Source organism: Stagnihabitans tardus (genome assembly GCF_009925085.1).
GTDB classification, from domain to species: Bacteria; Pseudomonadota; Alphaproteobacteria; order Rhodobacterales; family Rhodobacteraceae; genus Stagnihabitans; species Stagnihabitans tardus.
Genome location: NZ_JAABNR010000044.1, coordinates 1 through 15,330 on the forward strand (window position 1 = coordinate 1; position 15,330 = coordinate 15,330).

15 protein-coding genes and 5 pseudogenes are annotated in these 15,330 nt (G+C 65.2%); 6 read left to right on the forward strand and 14 right to left on the reverse strand.

All coding sequences use genetic code 11. The features are described from left to right. The 3 genes and pseudogenes from GV832_RS20730 to GV832_RS20740 all read right to left on the reverse strand — a co-directional run. Positions 1-251 (reverse strand): annotated as a pseudogene (locus GV832_RS20730) (IS110 family transposase); the annotation flags it as partial. Positions 252-363: 112 nt separating this feature from the next. Beyond that, a pseudogene (locus tag GV832_RS20735) lies at positions 364-1,156 on the reverse strand (IS5 family transposase). A gap of 115 nt (positions 1,157-1,271) precedes the next feature. After that, positions 1,272-1,718 carry a hypothetical protein gene (locus GV832_RS20740; RefSeq protein WP_168776788.1) on the reverse strand — a complete coding sequence of 149 codons (447 nt, stop codon included), beginning with the start codon at positions 1,716-1,718 and terminating at the stop codon, positions 1,272-1,274. A gap of 180 nt (positions 1,719-1,898) precedes the next feature. Here GV832_RS20740 and GV832_RS20745 point away from each other — a divergent pair. Then, positions 1,899-2,074: pseudogene (locus GV832_RS20745) on the forward strand (transposase); the annotation flags it as partial. A 99-nt stretch (positions 2,075-2,173) separates the two neighbouring features. Next, positions 2,174-3,565, forward strand: a pseudogene (gene mobF, locus GV832_RS20750) (MobF family relaxase); the annotation flags it as partial. On the opposite strand, the gene GV832_RS22195 reads toward mobF, so the two are convergent. From GV832_RS22195 to GV832_RS20790, 9 genes are read right to left on the reverse strand one after another with little or no spacing between them, the layout of a single operon-like run. Next, positions 3,537-3,815, reverse strand: a complete 279-nt coding sequence (locus GV832_RS22195; RefSeq protein WP_227754590.1) for a Gfo/Idh/MocA family protein — start codon at positions 3,813-3,815, stop codon at positions 3,537-3,539. The pseudogene mobF and the gene GV832_RS22195 overlap by 29 nt on opposite strands. A gap of 12 nt (positions 3,816-3,827) precedes the next feature. Next, complete coding sequence (locus GV832_RS20755) at positions 3,828-4,280, reverse strand: heme-degrading domain-containing protein (RefSeq protein ID WP_168776790.1); 453 nt, start codon at positions 4,278-4,280, stop codon at positions 3,828-3,830. Further along, on the reverse strand, positions 4,277-5,152 hold the full coding sequence (locus GV832_RS20760; RefSeq protein WP_168776791.1) for a TolB family protein: 876 nt from the start codon (positions 5,150-5,152) through the stop codon (positions 4,277-4,279). Before GV832_RS20760 ends, GV832_RS20755 begins: the two co-directional genes overlap by 4 nt. Then, positions 5,149-6,129 (reverse strand): Gfo/Idh/MocA family protein, encoded by a 981-nt coding sequence (locus tag GV832_RS20765; protein WP_168776792.1) that lies wholly within the window; start codon positions 6,127-6,129, stop codon positions 5,149-5,151. Before GV832_RS20765 ends, GV832_RS20760 begins: the two co-directional genes overlap by 4 nt. A 2-nt stretch (positions 6,130-6,131) precedes the next feature. Next, entirely contained in the window at positions 6,132-6,989 is an 858-nt protein-coding gene (locus GV832_RS20770) for a 3-keto-disaccharide hydrolase (RefSeq protein WP_227754591.1), read from the reverse strand. A gap of 23 nt (positions 6,990-7,012) precedes the next feature. Next, complete coding sequence (locus GV832_RS20775) at positions 7,013-8,092, reverse strand: ABC transporter ATP-binding protein (RefSeq protein WP_168776794.1); 1,080 nt, start codon at positions 8,090-8,092, stop codon at positions 7,013-7,015. Between the two features lies 1 nt (position 8,093). After that, positions 8,094-8,981 carry a carbohydrate ABC transporter permease gene (locus tag GV832_RS20780; protein WP_168776795.1) on the reverse strand — a complete coding sequence of 296 codons (888 nt, stop codon included), beginning with the start codon at positions 8,979-8,981 and terminating at the stop codon, positions 8,094-8,096. Beyond that, the gene (locus GV832_RS20785; protein ID WP_168776796.1) at positions 8,978-9,844 is read right to left on the reverse strand and encodes a carbohydrate ABC transporter permease; all 867 of its coding nucleotides are present in this window, start codon (positions 9,842-9,844) and stop codon (positions 8,978-8,980) included. The genes GV832_RS20780 and GV832_RS20785 overlap by 4 nt, the downstream gene beginning before the upstream one ends. A 55-nt stretch (positions 9,845-9,899) precedes the next feature. Continuing rightward, positions 9,900-11,120, reverse strand: coding sequence for an ABC transporter substrate-binding protein (locus GV832_RS20790; RefSeq protein WP_168776797.1), 1,221 nt, complete (start codon positions 11,118-11,120; stop codon positions 9,900-9,902). A 188-nt stretch (positions 11,121-11,308) separates the two neighbouring features. Here GV832_RS20790 and GV832_RS20795 point away from each other — a divergent pair, with 188 nt between their 5' ends. Next, positions 11,309-12,340 carry a LacI family DNA-binding transcriptional regulator gene (locus GV832_RS20795; protein ID WP_168776798.1) on the forward strand — a complete coding sequence of 344 codons (1,032 nt, stop codon included), beginning with the start codon at positions 11,309-11,311 and terminating at the stop codon, positions 12,338-12,340. An 18-nt stretch (positions 12,341-12,358) separates the two neighbouring features. Here GV832_RS20795 and GV832_RS20800 read toward each other — a convergent pair whose 3' ends face one another. Beyond that, complete coding sequence (locus GV832_RS20800; protein ID WP_168776799.1) at positions 12,359-12,952, reverse strand: NADPH-dependent F420 reductase; 594 nt, start codon at positions 12,950-12,952, stop codon at positions 12,359-12,361. Positions 12,953-13,034: 82 nt separating this feature from the next. Next, a complete protein-coding gene (locus GV832_RS20805; RefSeq protein WP_168776800.1) occupies positions 13,035-13,568 on the reverse strand; it encodes an ester cyclase in 534 nt (177 codons plus the stop codon). A gap of 111 nt (positions 13,569-13,679) precedes the next feature. Between GV832_RS20805 and GV832_RS20810 the strand changes: the two genes are divergently transcribed. The 3 genes and pseudogenes from GV832_RS20810 to GV832_RS20820 form a co-directional block, all read left to right on the forward strand. Beyond that, positions 13,680-14,585 carry a LysR family transcriptional regulator gene (locus GV832_RS20810; RefSeq protein ID WP_227754592.1) on the forward strand — a complete coding sequence of 302 codons (906 nt, stop codon included), beginning with the start codon at positions 13,680-13,682 and terminating at the stop codon, positions 14,583-14,585. A 162-nt stretch (positions 14,586-14,747) separates the two neighbouring features. Further along, positions 14,748-15,188 (forward strand): 6,7-dimethyl-8-ribityllumazine synthase, encoded by a 441-nt coding sequence (locus GV832_RS20815; protein WP_168776801.1) that lies wholly within the window; start codon positions 14,748-14,750, stop codon positions 15,186-15,188. A gap of 3 nt (positions 15,189-15,191) precedes the next feature. Next, positions 15,192-15,330 (forward strand): annotated as a pseudogene (locus GV832_RS20820) (electron transfer flavoprotein subunit beta/FixA family protein); the annotation flags it as partial.

The following is a 15,330-nucleotide window of genomic DNA, read 5'->3' on the forward strand; positions in this document are numbered from 1 at the left end:
CCCTTCACCTGCCGAGTTTCCATAAGCACGGCGTCAAGTCCAGCCTGGGTCAGCCCGCGGTGCAACCATTGCGACAAGGGACCGGCTTCCAGACCGATGGCAGCGATGGTGCCGTCGAGGTCCCCCAACCAGCGCATCAGCACTTCCGGCTCGCTGGCCGCCTGCGCCTCCCTCACGATCTTCCCATGCTCGCTGATCACGCAGATCGCGGTCTTCTCGAGCGACACGTCCAGTCCGACAAACAGTCTCATCCCGCAGTCCTCCCTATGGGTCCAATACGGGAATGGCGCCAGCTTACCCTCGACTTTGCAATGGTAACGGGCGGGTCGCGACGCAGGCCCCGTTACAGCATCTCGTTGAGTTTCAGAGCCAGAAGATAATGGTTGCAGCAAGGGCGATGGCCGAGAGGAAGACTTTGGGACATCGATCGCAGCGGGCTGCGATCGTGCGCCAGTCTTTGAGGCGACCGAACGTGATCTCAATGCGGTTGCGCCTTTTGTAGCGACGGCGGTCGTGGCGGATCTTCTTTTTCCGGTTCTTCCGTCCTTGGTTGCAGACGCGTATCCTTTTGTCTTTCAACGCTTCTCGATACCAATCGGCGTCATACCCCTATCTGCCAAGAGCCACTCCGCCTTTGGCAGATCCCACAGGAGGGCAGCAGCGCCCATGTAGTCGCTGACCTGACCTGCCGTCATGAAGAACTTCAGCGGCCTCCCTTTGGCGTCCGCCACAGCATGAAGCTTCGTATTCAGCCCGCCTTTCGTGCGCCCGATCGCCCGGCCGCGCCCCCCTTTTTCACCGCCAAGCTCGAGGCCGTGCGGTGGGCTTTCAGATACTTGCGCGGGCATGCTCGGACCAATGGCGCATGCCCGCTCACATCGATCATGACCGTCTTCTGCTCGGCAGCTTCCGAGGCAAGGCCCTCCATGATCCGGGCGAAGACACCCATGCCGCACCAGCGCTTCCAGCGGTTGTAGAGGGTCTTTGGGGGGCCATAGACGGAAGAGGCATCGCACCAGCGCAACCCGTTGCGATTGATGAAGATAATCCCGCTCAGAACGCGACGGTCATCCACCCTCGGGCGGCCATGACTCTTGGGAAAGAAGGGCCGAAGCCGGTCCATCTGGGCTTCGGTCAGCCAGAACAAGTTGCTCATCGATCAGGTCTCCTGGCCGACCGTGAATCACGGTCGACAAAGATGATCAATGGGTCCTGACCCCAAGCATGCTCGTTTAGTCATGGGTCAATTCGAACTGGTTGCCGACACCGAGTCAAGCAACCGCTCCTTCGACATAGTCGCGAAGACGAATGAAAAGGTTGCACAAGATCTCGTTGCCGCGGTCCGATCTTTCGGAAAGGATCCTTCCTGCCAGGCCTTGGGCTGAAAGCTCACCCTTCCAAGACAGAGTCTCTTTGCCATCGACCTCGCCACAGGTAGCGTCGAGCACGACCAAGACTTTGCCACCTATCAAGTGGGAGGCCTTGATCTCCAGCTTGTAGGCGCCCTCCGCTCCCTGTAGGCTCATCGTGCCCTGCAGCGTTAGGGTGATCGGGCCGAAGCCCCGTCGGATCAGGAAATCAGCCACACAGCCCACGACCTTACTGAACTCGAACCCTGCGGGAGCAACCGAACTCAGGGTCTCGATCCGAGTTAGGCCAAGTAGTACATCCTCGGACGGGCCGGTGGTGCAGATTTTCCCTTCAAGCAGCATGGGCATCGTCCTTACCTAGAATGCGGCAATAGATAGCCAATCCGCGCCAGGGACACAAGATTGCGCTGACGCGCCGTAGGATCAATGTGGCCTGCTGCCGGTTGCGTGGACGTCGGGTTAAACGGGTCAGGACCCATTGATCATCTTTGTCGACCGTGATTCACGGTTGGCCAGGAGACCTGATCGATGAGCAACCTGTTCTGGCTGAACGACGCCCAGCTGGACAGACTTCGGCCCGTCTTTCCCAAGAGCCATGGTCTTCCAAGCGTGGATAACCGGCGTGTCTAGAGCGGCATTATCTTTATTAATCGCAATGGGTTGCGTTGGTGCGATGCCCGGCCGTCTATGGCCCTCCGAAGACACGACCTCACAGTCGGCTTTCCGCCTCTTGGAACAATCCAGGCCTGACTGACGTGCTTGGCGAGTAGCTGCATCTGCGATTTGGAAGCCAAGGTTCTTGGCTGGAAGAGAACGCCGTCGCCACCCGCCGCGCGGGCAAGGACGGCGAGATCGAACTCGTGAAGGGCGGCAAGATCCTGGCGGGCCTCTTCCGTCACGACACCTCTCGGGCGCTGGATCCTCAGCTTCACACCCATGCCGTCATCCCGAACATGGTCCTGAATCCCGACGGCAAATGGACGGCTCTGCACAACGACGAGATCTACCTGACCAAGATGCTGGGCGGGGAGATCTATCGCAACGAGCTGGCCCGGAGCCTCCGGGGCCTCGGCTATGCCGTCGAACGGACCGGCCGCGATGGTATCGTGGAGCTTCGCGACGTGCCGCAGGATTTGCGTGCCCTCTATTCCAAGCGCTCTGAGGCGATCGGAGCAGCGCTCGTCAAGCGCGGGATGGAAGCGACGCCGGCGAACCGCGCCCTGGCCGCGCTCGCCACACGGGTCTCGAAGGCAGGGCAGATCGACCGGGCCGAACTGCGCGAGGCCTGGATCGGGGAGGCGCGCGCCGAGGGCATGAACCCGGACCTTCTCTGGGAGCTGAAGGACCGCTCGGTAATCACCGCCGCGCAGAGCCTCGGCGGGGTCACTCGCGGCGGCCTGCCCGGTGAGGCCATCGCCCGCGAGGCGAGGGACGCCCTCCTCCACGGCATCGCCCACTTGAGCGAACGCCAGTCGGTCTATCCGCTCCGCGATCTCTTGAAGCACGCCATGCCGCGCCTCGAGCACGCGGGCATCGGCGACCTCATGCGCGAGGTCACCAAGCTGACGCAAGAGAAGACCCTCCTTGTCGCAGCCCGCGCCGGGATCAGCCCGCTCCTGACCGACCGCGAGACGCTGGCCGCCGAGCGCGAGGTCATCGCCAGCTGGCGGGCGGGCAGGAAGGCGGGGGAGTTGGACCTCCACGGGCTCGCGGCCGAGAAGCGCGATCCGGCCAAGACCCTCGACCGGCTCCTGGAGCAGACCTCCCTCACCCCCGGCCAGCGCGATGCTGTCCGGGTGGGGCTCACCGGCACCTCGCAGATCGTCGGCGTCCAGGGCTATGCCGGGACCGGCAAGACCTTCATGATCGACACGCTCCGGCGCTATGCCGAGAAGGCAGGCTACGAGCTGCAGGGCCTCGCCCCATCGGGTCGCGCCGTCGAAGCCCTGCGCGAGGCAATCCCCGAGGCCAAGACCCTGCAGTCCTGGCTCATGCAGATCCGCAGCGGTGGCGATCCGGTGGGGCAGGGCGCCAATAGGCGCATCCTGGTCGTCGATGAAGCGGGCATGGTCTCGGCCTCCGAGATGCGAGACCTCCTGAGCCATGCGCGGGGCGCAGGCTTTGCCCGGGTGATCCTCGTGGGCGACGTGAAGCAGCTCGACGCCGTCAGCGCGGGCCATGCTTGCCGGCCTCCAGCGCCATGCGCGCGCAGGCGGCATGCTGGGGGTGCGGGGTGGCCACATAGATCACATCGACCTCCGGGTCGGTACAAAGCGCCTCATAGCTGCCATGGGCACGGGGGATGCCATGGGCCGCCGCGAAACGGTCGGCCGAGGCCTGCGACCGCGAGCCCACGGCAGAGACCATGTGCCCCGCCAGCTTCAAGTCGGCGGTGAAAAGCTCGGCGATCCAGCCGGTGGCGAGGATGCCCCAACGCAGAGTCATGGTGATGTCCTTTCAGGCCAGAAGCTGGCGGATGGCGGTGACGGCAAGGCGGTGGTCTTCGACATCGGGCAGGCCGCTGACGCCGATGGTCCCGATCAGCGTGCCCCCCTTCAGGATCAGCGGCACGCCGCCTCCGCTTGCGATGAAATCCGTCGGGGGCAAGAGGAACCGGGCGTTGAAGTCATAGCCCTGGGCCTCGGCCTCCAGCCGCATCGCGAGCGAGCTGCGGTGGAAGCGATGGGCCACGGCACGCTTGCGGGCGGCCCAGTCGGTGTTGTCGCAGGTGGCGCCCGGCATCAGCAGGGCAAAGACCACATCGGTGCCATGGGCCACAGTGATGGCGGCGGGCAGGCCGCGGGCCGCCTCTTGCATCAGGCAGCCCAGCCGCCAGGCGATCTCATAGTCAAAGCGCGGCAGGTGCAGGCTTTCTTGCTCGGCGGCGAGGGATTGCAGCGTGTAGGTCATTGATCGGCCATGGGATAAGAGACAAAGGCAAAGCTGCGGCCATCGGGCGACCAGGAGTTGACGTTGATCGTCCCCTGTCCGCCGAAGAGCCGCGCGACGGTGCGGGCTTGGGTCCAGTCGGTCTCGACCAGCTTGAGTTCCACCCAAAGGTCGGCCGGATGGCCCCGCGTGCCGGGCGGATAAGACAGATAGACCGCCCGCGCCCCATCGGGCGAGAGATGCGGGAACCAGTCCACCGTCCCGGCAAAGGAAAGCCGCTCCGCCCCGCTGCCATCGGGCCGCATCCGGGCGATCTGGGCATGGCCAGAGAATTGTTCGGTGTTGTAGTAGAGCCAAGCCCCGTCGGGGCTGTATTCCGGCCCATCGGCCACGGCCCTGTCGGTCAGCTGGCGGAAGTCGCTGCCATCGGCGCGGATCGTGCAGATCTCGGCCGAGAGGAAGCGGAAGGCCTCATCGACCTTGACGCCGACGAAGGCCAGCTGCCCGCCATCGGGCGAGACGCCGTGCAGGAAGTGCAAGAGATCGTCGTCTCGGGTGACCCTGGTGGCGGCGCCTCCGGCCAGGGGCGCGTGGTAGATCTGCCAGTCGTCGTTGGTTGACAGAAAGATATGCGCCCCATCGGGGTCGGGCACATGGTCGTTGTTCAGGGGCGGGAGCCCTGGGATCTCGATGGGCTCCAGCCCGGGAGAGGCAAGCGGCAGGCGCCAGAGCCTGCCCCCGCCGTTCAGGATCAGGGCCTCGCCCACCCAGTTCGGCGCCTCGACCAAAAGGTCAGAGGTCTGAAAGACCAGCCGCGTCTGGCCCGTGACCGTGTCATGGGTCCAGACTTGGGCCGACTGCCCCTTGGCCAAGGCACGTGGCGGAACCTTCATGCCAGAACCCTCCCCCGGATGTGCTGAAGTGCCTGATCCAGAAGGCCCATGACTTCCAAAGTCAAGCCATGAGGCACGCGGGTGCTTTCCAGGCGCCCCTCGGAGAGACAGGCCTGGACCTCGGCGATCTCCCACCCATAGCGCGCTTCGTGGCCAGTGTCGGTCAGCTCTTCGACGCCGGCGCCCGTGCTGAACAGCGCCTTTCCGGGGTTGAAAAGGTTGTCGGTCACCGCAAGCCAGCCCTTGTCGCCGATCAGCTGGAAGCCCGAGCCCCCCATACCCCCCGTCCCCGGCACGAAGCCGCCCGCCATGCTGGCATAGCCCTGGGCCGTCTTCAGCGTGACCGTGGCCGCGCTGTCGACGCCCTGGGTCGTCAAGAGCCCCTGGGCCGAGACGCTGGCCCCCTTTGTCAGCCCCGGAGCGAGGCCCGCAAGGATATTCAGCGGATAGGTCAGGCATTCCAGCGTAAAGCTGCCGCCCTGGGCCGGGTCGAGGATGCGGGTATTGTCGCCCGTCCCCATCGGCCCGATCTGGGCGGCGAAGGCGCGTGGTGTGCCGATCTCTCCGGCCGCCACCCGGGCCTGCAGCAGACGGTACAGCGGATTGCACAGCGTCCACAGCGCATCCATGATGAAAAGCCCCTTCTCGCGGGCCAGGGCGATCAGGTCATGGGCCTGGGCCGCGTTCATCGTGAAGGGCTTTTCCACCAGGAGATGCTTGCCCGCGCTCAGCATCAGGCGGGCATGTTCGTGATGGTGGCTGTGCGGCGAGGCGATATAGACCACATCGACCTCTGGATCCGCGGCCAGGGCCTCATAGGACCCATGGGCGCGCGGGACCCCATGTTTGGCGGCAAAGGCCTGCGCCCGGCCCAGGTCGCGCGAGGCGACGGCACTCAGCCGCGCCCCCGCCCGGGCGAGGTCTTCGGCGAAAAGGCCTGCGATATAGCCCGGCCCGAGGATGCCCCAGCGTGCCATTTTCACAGCTCCTTGATGCGGATGTTGCGCCAGCGGCAGGCGGCGTCCTTGCCCCAGCGGCCCTGGCCCAGGCCGCCCCAGTCGTTGTCATGGACCTCGAGGGCGATATGCCCCTTGGGACCCAGGAAGGCGGCCACGGCATCGGCGTCGTAATTGGGGAATTGGATCGCGCCGAGGTCGATGGAGGCCACCAAAAGCCCGTTGATCCAGCAGGAGCAACGGGGCTTGGCGCCCTGGATCACGATGCGGAAGTCGTTCCAGTCGTCGAAACGCCAGGCCTTGAGAAAGGCCTCCGCGCTGCAAGCCTCGGTCAAGAGGTCGCGCTTGGAGGGGCGGAAGGGCTCGATCGAGGTGGCGGGATCGTCCTCGCGCAGGGCGATGGGGCGGCCCTGGGCGTCGGTCACCACGTCCAGAGCGAAGGGGACGGCGTGGAAGCCGCTGATCCCGTTGCCATAGAACCCGCCGATCGAGCCCGATTTGCGGTGATCCAGCAGCACCTGGAAGCCGTGAAAGCTTTGGGCATTCTTGCGCAGCATGATGCCGGTGTCGGCGGGCCAATCGGGCTTGGCCTCGAAGCGCAGGTCGAAATCGCCGTATTTCCCTTCGGTGACGATATAGCCGCCCCAGCCCGAGCCGGGTTCGTCCTGACGGCCCACCAGGGCGCCGTCCTCCACCGTCCAGACCGCCGGATGGGCCGCGGCCTGTTCGTTGTAATCGGCGGGGAAGAGGCCGGGATGGGCCTCTTGCACGCTGGGGCCGCCCGGCCACATGGCGCCATAGGTGCGCGGCGTGGCAAACCAGCCCTTCAGGGTCTTGCCATCGAACAGCGGCACGAAGCCGGTCTCATCGGAATGAGTCATTGCAGTCTCCATGTTGGAAAGGGTCAGAGGCGCTGGCCGTCTTCGCCGAAGAGCGAGACCAGGGCAGGGTCGATTTCGAAGGTCAGGGCAGGGGCCTCGTCCAGCCCGGTCAGGGTATCGACGCGGATGGACAGGGGGGCCTCGCCGAGCTTGCCCCAAAGCAGGGTCTCGGCCCCCATGGGCTCGACCGAGGTCAGGGCGGTGGTGAATTGCGGATGCGCGCCTTGCGGCCTGATGCCCACATGTTCGGGGCGCAGGCCCAGGGTGGCCTTGCCCGCTTGGGGGGTGGTGAAGGCGTAGCCCTTCAGCGGCAACTCAAAACCCGGGCCGATGAAGCGCGGCTCGGGGTCCAGCACGACTTTGCCGTCGAAGAAATTCATCCCCGGCGAGCCGATGAACCCTGCCACGAAGCGGTTGGCGGGGGTGCGGTAGATCTCTTTCGGGGTGCCGATCTGGCGGATCACGCCGCCCTCCATGACGGCAATGCGGTCGGCCAGGGTCAGGGCCTCGATCTGGTCATGGGTCACGAAGATCATCGTCGTGCCAAGCTCGCGGTGCAGCCGCTTCAGCTCGGCCCGCAGTTCGGTGCGCAGTTTCGCATCGAGGTTCGACAAGGGCTCGTCGAAGAGGAAGACCCCCGCCTGCCGCACGAGGGCGCGGCCGATGGCCACCCTCTGGCGCTGACCGCCCGAGAGCGCCTTGGGCTTGCGGTCCAAAAGATGCGAGAGCTGCAGGACCGCCGCCGCCTCGGTCACCCGCGCCTCGATCACCGCCTTGGGCGCGCCCGCCATCCGCAGGCCGAAAGACAGGTTCCCCCGCACCGTCATCTGTGGATACAAAGCATAGCTTTGAAAGACCATGCCGATGTCGCGGTCCTTGGGCTCGGCCCAGGTGACGTTCTGATCCCCGATCCAGATTTGTCCCGCCGTCACGTCGCGCAGACCCGCGATGACCGACAAAAGCGTCGACTTGCCGCAGCCCGAGGCGCCCAGGAGGACGATGAACTCGCCCGGCGCGATCTCGAGGTCCATCTCCTTGATGACCTGGACGGCCCCATAGGCGACCTGCACCTTGCGGACGGAAACTCCCTTGGCTTTCATCATCTTATCCTTTCAGTGCGCCGTCAGAGATGCCGCGGACGAACCAGCGGCCAGAGGCGAAATAGACCGCCAGTGGCACGGCGGCCGACAAAAGCGTGGCGGCCATGTTCACATTGTATTCCTTCTCGCCGTATTGGCTGGTGACGATGGAGGTCAAAAGCACCGTCATCGGCTGGTTCTCACGGCCCGCAAAGATCATGCCGAAGAGGTAGTCGTTCCAGGCCCCGGTGAATTGCAGGATGACCGCGACGATGACGATGGGGGTCGAGATCGGCACCATGACGAAGGCGAAGATCGACCAGAAGCCGCCGCCATCGACGCGGGCCGCGCTGAACATCTCTTCGGGCACGGCGGCATAGAAGTTGCGGAACAACAGCGTGGTCAGCGGCAGGGTGAAGCCCGTGTGGATCAGGATGATTCCGGGCAAGGATCCGAAGAGGCCCGCCGCGGTCATCATCCGCACGAGGGGGAAGATGAAGACCTGGATCGGCACGAAGGTGCTGACCAGAAGCGCGGTGAAGACCCAATTGGCGCCCCGGAACCGCCAGAAGGACAGGGCATAGCCGTTCAGCGCGCCCAGGATCACCGGGAAAAGCGTGCCGGGAATGGCGATCTTGAAGGAGTTGACCATGCCGGGGCTCATGCCTTCGCAGACCCGGCCCGTGCAGGCCGTGCCCCAGGCCTTGGCCCAGGCGGCAAGGGTCGGCGCCTGGGGCCAGGCGAAAAGGTTGCCGTCCCGGATCTCGGCCATGGGTTTCAGCGAGGTTGCCACCATCACGTAGACGGGCAGCAGGAAGAAGGCGGCCGAGAGCGCCAGGAAGACGTAAAGCGCGATCCGCGCGGGCGAGAGGCTGCGGGGTTTCGGGCCGTCTGGTTCAAGATGAGAGATCATTTGGCCCTCCGAAGCAGGGCCCAAGGCAGGCCGACCAGCAGGCAGATCGCCAGAAGCATGATCGTCGCGGCGGCCGTGGCCTGGCCCAGGTTGTTGCGTTGGAACAGCATGTCCATGACGTATTTCGCGGGAACTTCGGTGGATATGCCGGGGCCTCCGCCGGTCATCACCACGACGAGGTCATAGATCTTGATCGCCGTCAGCGAGAGCAGCACCGCCGCCGTGGCGATCATCGGCCGGATCATCGCCGGGATGACATGGATATAGACCCTCCAGGCCGGGATGCCGTCGATGCGGGTGGCGTTCCAGATGTCCTGGTCGATGCCGCGCAGGCCTGCCAGCATGATGACCATGCCCATGCCGGTGGCCTGCCAGATCCCGGCGCCAACCAGGGCGAAGATCGCGGTCTCTTCCCTCGTCAGCCAGTCGAAGCGGAAGGAGGTCCAGCCCCAGTCGCGCACCGCCGCCTGGATGCCGAAGGTTGGGTCAAACAGCCACTGCCAGACGATGCCGGTGACGACGAAGCTCAGCGAGGCCGACATGAGGAAAATGGTGCGGAAGGCGTCTTCAAACCGGATGCCCTGGTCCAGCGCCACGGCGAGCGCATAGCCAAGCGCCAGGCAGCCGCCGATGAACAGCACTCCGAAGAGGGCCACGTTCACGCAAGCCACTTGCCAATTGTCCGAGGCGAAAAGCCGGGCATATTGCGCCAGGCCCACGAAATCGTTGTTGGGCAAAAGCTTGGACGAGGTGAAGGAGGTCCAAAGCGTCCAGAGAAGGCCAAAGCCGATCACCACCACGACGAAGAAGATCGTGGGCGTCATGGCGATCACGGCCGGCAATTTGCGAAGCCGGGGTGTCATGGGATGTCCTTTGAAAGGGGCCGGTGGGCGGGGAGCGCGCCCACCGGCAGGCCGTTCAGTTCGTCGAACTGAAGGCCTCTTGCATGGCCGCCACCAGGGCATCGGGGCCCGCGGCCTCGTCGCTCCAGTATTTCGCCACGGCATCCGAAATCGCGGCACGGCGGTCAGGCGTCATGACATAGGACAGGCCCGGCAGGCGCTTTGCGGGGTCTTGCAGGACCGCCATGGCCTTTTGCGTGCAGGCGTCCATCTGGGTCACGTCGGTGTCCAGCGTCGAGGGCATCGAGCCCTTGGCGATGTTGAAGGGCACCTGGGTCGCGGGCTCCAGCATGGTTGCGGCCAAGAGGAGCTGGCCGGGGCGCTGCGTCTCGATCTTGGGGAAGATGAACATGTCGCCGGTCAGGATGATGCTGTCGCCCTGCGGTCCCAGCATGCAGCCGTATTCCTTGCCTGCCGTCTGGCCCGCGGCGGTGAACTCGCCCTTGGCCCAGTCGCCCATGACCATCATCGCCGCCTGACCCGTGGCCACCATGTTGACCGCGACGTTCCATTGGCGGCCCGGGCTGCCCTCGTCGTCATAGCCGCGCAGGCGCCCGAAGATCTCGGCGACCTGCTTGAAGCCGTCGGAGTTGATCGCGGCCTCGTAATCGGCGCCCTGCAGCCCGAGGTAGACATCGGGCGCCACGCCCGCGAGGATCTTGAGGAACAGGATGTTCAGCTGCCAATCCTGGCCGCCGACGGCAAAGGGGATCACGCCGGCTTCCTTGATCTTGTCGAGGCTGGCGAAAAGCTCGTCATAGGATTGCGGCTCGGCCAGGCCCAGCTTTTCGAAGACCGCCTTGTTGTACCACAGCCAGACTTCGGACTGGGAATTGATCGGCGCCCCATAGACATGGCCGTCGCGGGTGATCGCATTCCACATGAAATCGGGCAGGCGCTCTTGCCATTTGCCATCGGTCGCCACCTGGTCGATATCGGCCAGGAGCCCGGCCTTGTAGAGCTCGTCGAGGTCGGTCGACTGCATCTTGGCCGCGCCCATCGGATCGCCCGCGACGATCCGGCTGATGGCCGGGGCCACCGTGTCGCCGGGGACGGCAAAGTCGATCCACTTGCCGCCCTTGGCCTCGAAAGCCTGGGCAATGGCGTTCAGCGCGGCGGATTCCCCGCCCGAGACCCAGTTCGTATAGACCTCGACCGACAGGTCCTGGGCCATGGCGGCCGTGGACAACATGAGACCGGCCAGGCCGCCGAGGGCAGCCTTCTTCATCATCGACATATCTTCCTCCTCCGGGGTTGCAGGCCGCACCGCCCAAGCCACGGGCGACCAGATGGCCCTGCCGCTCCCTCCTCCAAGGGATCGCGTCGAGTCGCTGCGGTAAGGTTACGCCATAATGATGTAGTAACGATACTACATCCGCTTTGCAAGCCCCCTTTTGTCAGCTAAGCAAGGCGCAGGAGGAGACCATGACCGCAGGACGCAAACCGACATTGGCCGATATCGCGGCAAAGACCGGCTATGGGGTCAATACGGTCTCCCTTGCGCTGCGGGGCTCGACCCGGATCAGCCAGGCCGCGCGCGAGATGATCGAGAAGGCGGCCGAGGAGCTGGATTACATCCCCAATGCCACGGCGAAATCGCTGGTGACTTCGCGCAGCCATACGGTGGGGATGCTGGTCGAATACCTGACCAACCCCCAGCCCACCGCCGTGGCGACCGCCTTGCAGCGCGAGATGGCGGCGCGGGGCTATAGCGTGCTGTTCGCGACCTCCTCGACGCCCGAGCAAGAGACGGCGGCCATCGACATGTTCCGCCGTCACAATGTCGACGGGCTGCTGATCTACCCGGTCGATCACACCTCGCTGGATCACCTGCGTCGGCTGCGGTCGCGGAATTTCCCGGTGGTGATGCTGGTGGGTGCGCGCGACACCGGGCTGGATGCGGTGGGGGTGGACGAGTTCCAGGCCTCTTACGACGCGACGACCCATCTGATCGCGCTGGGTCACACAAGGATCGGCGCCCTTGGCCCCTTGCGCGACAAGCCCCTGAAGCTGGAAGGCTTTCGTCACGCCCACCGCGTCCACGGGCTCGCCCTGGACGAGGCGCTCATGGTGGAGCCCGTGGGCTTCAGCATGGAGGCGGGCTTTGCCGCGATGGAGACCCTGGCCGCGCGCAATCCCGGCCTGACGGCGGTCTTCGCCAGTTCGGACATGTTTGCCCTGGGTGCGATGCGGTGGGCCAAGCTGAAGGGCCTGCGGGTGCCCGAGGACCTGTCGGTCGTGGGCTATGACAATATCGAATTCGGCGCTTTCTCCCATACGACCCTCACCTCGGTGCGGAACGATGGCGCGACCCTGGCCAAGGCCGCGGCCGACAAGCTGCTTGCGCTGATGGAGGGGGGCAAGCCGCTGCCGCCCCCCACCTTGACCTTGTTGCCCGGAGAACTGGTGATCCGCGAAAGCTCCTCCCGGCCGGGGCAAAAGGGCTGGGTGGCCTGAGCGGCGCCCGGCGCGGGATTAGCGCGCCAGCCAGACCGGGGCGATCTGGGTGCCCTGGCCCAGCATATAGCCGAACTGGATGTTCAGATAGGCCAGGGGCTCGATGTACCGGGCGTTCTTCAACCCGCCCGCGTCACGGGCGTCAAAGCCCGCGGCCTTGGCCAGGGCGATGACCGCCGCCTTGGCCTCTGCATCGTCCGAGGCCACGAAGGTCTGAACCCGGGTCCCGCCGAACTCCAGCCCCTGGGCATAGACCTGGGCGAAGACGGTGTTGAAGGCCTTGACGACCCGGGCGCCGGGCAGCGCCTTGGCGATTTCTTCGGCGGCCGAGGTCTCATGGCCCAGTTGCAGCCCCGAGAAGTCCGCCGTGACCGGATTGGTCACATCGACGACGATCTTGCCCGCGAAATCCGCCTCCAGCCCCGCCACGGCGTCATAGGGCAGCGCCAGGATGACGATATCGGCCCCTGCCACGGCGGATTTCAGATCGGCATGGGCGAGGCCGGGCTTGGCCACGCCGCTGCGATTGGTGACGGTGACGGCATTGCCCGCGGCCAGAACCGAGGCGAGGCCCGCACCGATATTGCCGGTGCCGATGATGGTGACGTTCATTTCCTATTCCTTTCAGGGTCTTGGGGCCATCTGCCCCAGAGGGGTTCGGGGGGCCTGCGCCCCCCGGGATTGTACGGCGGGCTTACTGGCCCAGCCCGATCTGCGCCATGAAGGCCTGGTTGTCCCAAAAGAGGTATTCCTCGTCCATCGTGCCATCCTCGGCCCAGTGGCTGACCGTCGACATGGCGATGCGGTAAGCCTTGCCGGTGGGGGCGATCTCGGTCCCGTCGGCCAGCTTCATCGGCTGGCTGAAGGTGCCCTCCATGTAGCCCACCACCGAGGTCCACTCGCCGTCCTGCAGCTTGATCGGGTGTTCCAGGATGCGGGTGTCGGGAGCGAAGGAGAACATGTATTGCAGGTCGGCGATATGGGCGTCGATCCCGTCGGTCACGCGGCCATCGGGCCAGTGGACGCGGACGTTCTGACCGTGGCTTTCCTTCAGCCGGTCCCATTTCTGGCCGGTGAAGACGTCGAAATCCAGCGTGTCGAAGGTGGCCAGGTGCTGCTGGCCCAGCTTCTCGGCGGTGCGATAGCGCTCCAGGTCGGAGGCATCATCCGCTTGCGCGGCGAAGGGCAGGGCCATCAGGGTCACCAGGGCGAAGGACTTGAGTTTCATCGTTTTTTCCTTTCGGTTGGGTTGGTTCGGTTTGGATGCCCCCCTTATGCGCCTTGCAGATCATGGCGGATACGGCGATGATGGCGGTATTCTTTCGCCATAACGTTCCGAATGAGGGCTCCCATGGACACGGTCGAGGGCATCAAGGTCTTTGTTGCGGCGGTGCAGACCGGGTCCTTCTCGGGGGCGGCGGGGCGGCTTGGGATCTCGGCCAAGCTGGCCTCAAAATACATGGCCGAGCTGGAAGCCCGGCTCGGCGCCCAGCTCTTGCACCGCACGACGCGCCGCCTTGGCCTGACCGCCGCCGGAGAGCGTCTGATGGCGCGGGCGCCCGATTGGCTGGACCAGTTGGACGAGATGACGGGCGATCTGCGCGAGACGGGGCGGGGGCTGACCGGTGTCTTGCGCGTGGCCTCTTCGGTTGCCTTCGGGGAATTGCACGTCATGCCGCTGTTGCAGCGCTTTCGCGGGCCGCATCCCGCCTTGCAGGTCGATCTGCGGCTGTCGGATCGCTTCGTCGACCTGGCGGCCGAGGGGATCGACCTGGCGCTGCGCATCGGGCGGCTGGACAACTCGGCCCTGATCGCGCGCAAGCTGGGCGAGGTTCGGCTTCTGCTGGTGGCCGCGCCCGGCTACCTGGATGCAAAGGGCATGCCGGGGCGGCTCGATGACCTATCCGCCCATGCCTGCATCCGCGACACCAACCTGCGCGATGGAGCCTGGAACCTGGCCGAGGCGGGCGTGCTGCGGCGGATCGAGGCCAGGGGTCCCTATGCGGTGAACTCTCCACGGGCGGCGCGCGACTTGGCCGTCCTGGGCGAAGGGATCGCGCTTTGCCCCGATTACATGGTGCGCTCCGATCTGGCCGAGGGGCGGCTTGTGCAGGTCCTGTGCGAGACGGCGGGGCCGTCGCTGGATATCCACGCGGTTCACCTGGGCCAACGCAGGCTGGCGCGGCGGACGCGGGCGCTATTGGATTTCCTCGCCCGTGACCGGTTCGACGGCTACCTGGGTTAGAAAGGCCGACCTGATACAGGCTGCCTCATCCAAAGCGTCACACAAGCGACAATTGCGCCCCGGGCCCCGGTCTTGTTCAGTGGGCCCCTGCGGCAAGCTGCCGTTCCGCACCCCGGGCCCGATGCGCCGTCTTGCCCCAATCCTCATCATTGGAGACAACAGATGACCAAACTCACCATCGCCTTCATCAAGGCCCGCTGGCATGCCGCAATCGTCGATCAGACCCTGGTCGGATTTCAGGCCGATATGAAGGCCGCGGGCCAAGAGGTCGACATCCGCGTCTTCGACGTGCCGGGCGCCTTCGAAATGCCGCTGCTGGCAAAAAAGCTGGGCAATTCCGGCAAGTTCGACGCCATCGTCGCGGCGGCCCTCGTGGTGGATGGTGGCATCTATCGCCATGACTTCGTGGCCCAGGCCGTGGTGTCCGGCCTGATGCAGGCGCAGATGGAGACCGGCGTTCCGACCTACTCGGTCAGCCTGACCCCGCACAACTTCCAGCCCACGGAAGAGCATGAGGGCTTTTTCACGCAGCATTTCGTCAAGAAAGGCGCCGAGGCGGCCCGCGCGGTCCGCATGATCGCCGCGCTCGACCTGGGTGCCTGACCGATGAAGGTCCTTGTGCCTGTGAAGCGTGTGATCGACTACAACGTGAAGGTCCGCGTCAAGGCGGATGGCTCGGGTGTCGATCTGGCGAATGTGAAGATGTCGATGAACCCCTTCGACGAGATTGCCGTCGAAGAGGCGA

Bases quoted from the DNA above. Each gene is read 5' to 3' on its own strand.
- GV832_RS20740 (WP_168776788.1), bottom strand. From the start codon at position 1,718: ATGCCCATGCTGCTTGAAGGGAAAATCTGCACCACCGGCCCGTCCGAG.
- GV832_RS22195 (WP_227754590.1), bottom strand. From the start codon at position 3,815: ATGACTCTGCGTTGGGGCATCCTCGCCACCGGCTGGATCGCCGAGCTT.
- GV832_RS20755 (WP_168776790.1), bottom strand. From the start codon at position 4,280: ATGACCTACACGCTGCAATCCCTCGCCGCCGAGCAAGAAAGCCTGCAC.
- GV832_RS20760 (WP_168776791.1), bottom strand. From the start codon at position 5,152: ATGAAGGTTCCGCCACGTGCCTTGGCCAAGGGGCAGTCGGCCCAAGTC.
- GV832_RS20765 (WP_168776792.1), bottom strand. From the start codon at position 6,129: ATGGCACGCTGGGGCATCCTCGGGCCGGGCTATATCGCAGGCCTTTTC.
- GV832_RS20770 (WP_227754591.1), bottom strand. From the start codon at position 6,989: ATGACTCATTCCGATGAGACCGGCTTCGTGCCGCTGTTCGATGGCAAG.
- GV832_RS20775 (WP_168776794.1), bottom strand. From the start codon at position 8,092: ATGATGAAAGCCAAGGGAGTTTCCGTCCGCAAGGTGCAGGTCGCCTAT.
- GV832_RS20780 (WP_168776795.1), bottom strand. From the start codon at position 8,981: ATGATCTCTCATCTTGAACCAGACGGCCCGAAACCCCGCAGCCTCTCG.
- GV832_RS20785 (WP_168776796.1), bottom strand. From the start codon at position 9,844: ATGACACCCCGGCTTCGCAAATTGCCGGCCGTGATCGCCATGACGCCC.
- GV832_RS20790 (WP_168776797.1), bottom strand. From the start codon at position 11,120: ATGTCGATGATGAAGAAGGCTGCCCTCGGCGGCCTGGCCGGTCTCATG.
- GV832_RS20795 (WP_168776798.1), top strand. From the start codon at position 11,309: ATGACCGCAGGACGCAAACCGACATTGGCCGATATCGCGGCAAAGACC.
- GV832_RS20800 (WP_168776799.1), bottom strand. From the start codon at position 12,952: ATGAACGTCACCATCATCGGCACCGGCAATATCGGTGCGGGCCTCGCC.
- GV832_RS20805 (WP_168776800.1), bottom strand. From the start codon at position 13,568: ATGAAACTCAAGTCCTTCGCCCTGGTGACCCTGATGGCCCTGCCCTTC.
- GV832_RS20810 (WP_227754592.1), top strand. From the start codon at position 13,680: ATGAGGGCTCCCATGGACACGGTCGAGGGCATCAAGGTCTTTGTTGCG.
- GV832_RS20815 (WP_168776801.1), top strand. From the start codon at position 14,748: ATGACCAAACTCACCATCGCCTTCATCAAGGCCCGCTGGCATGCCGCA.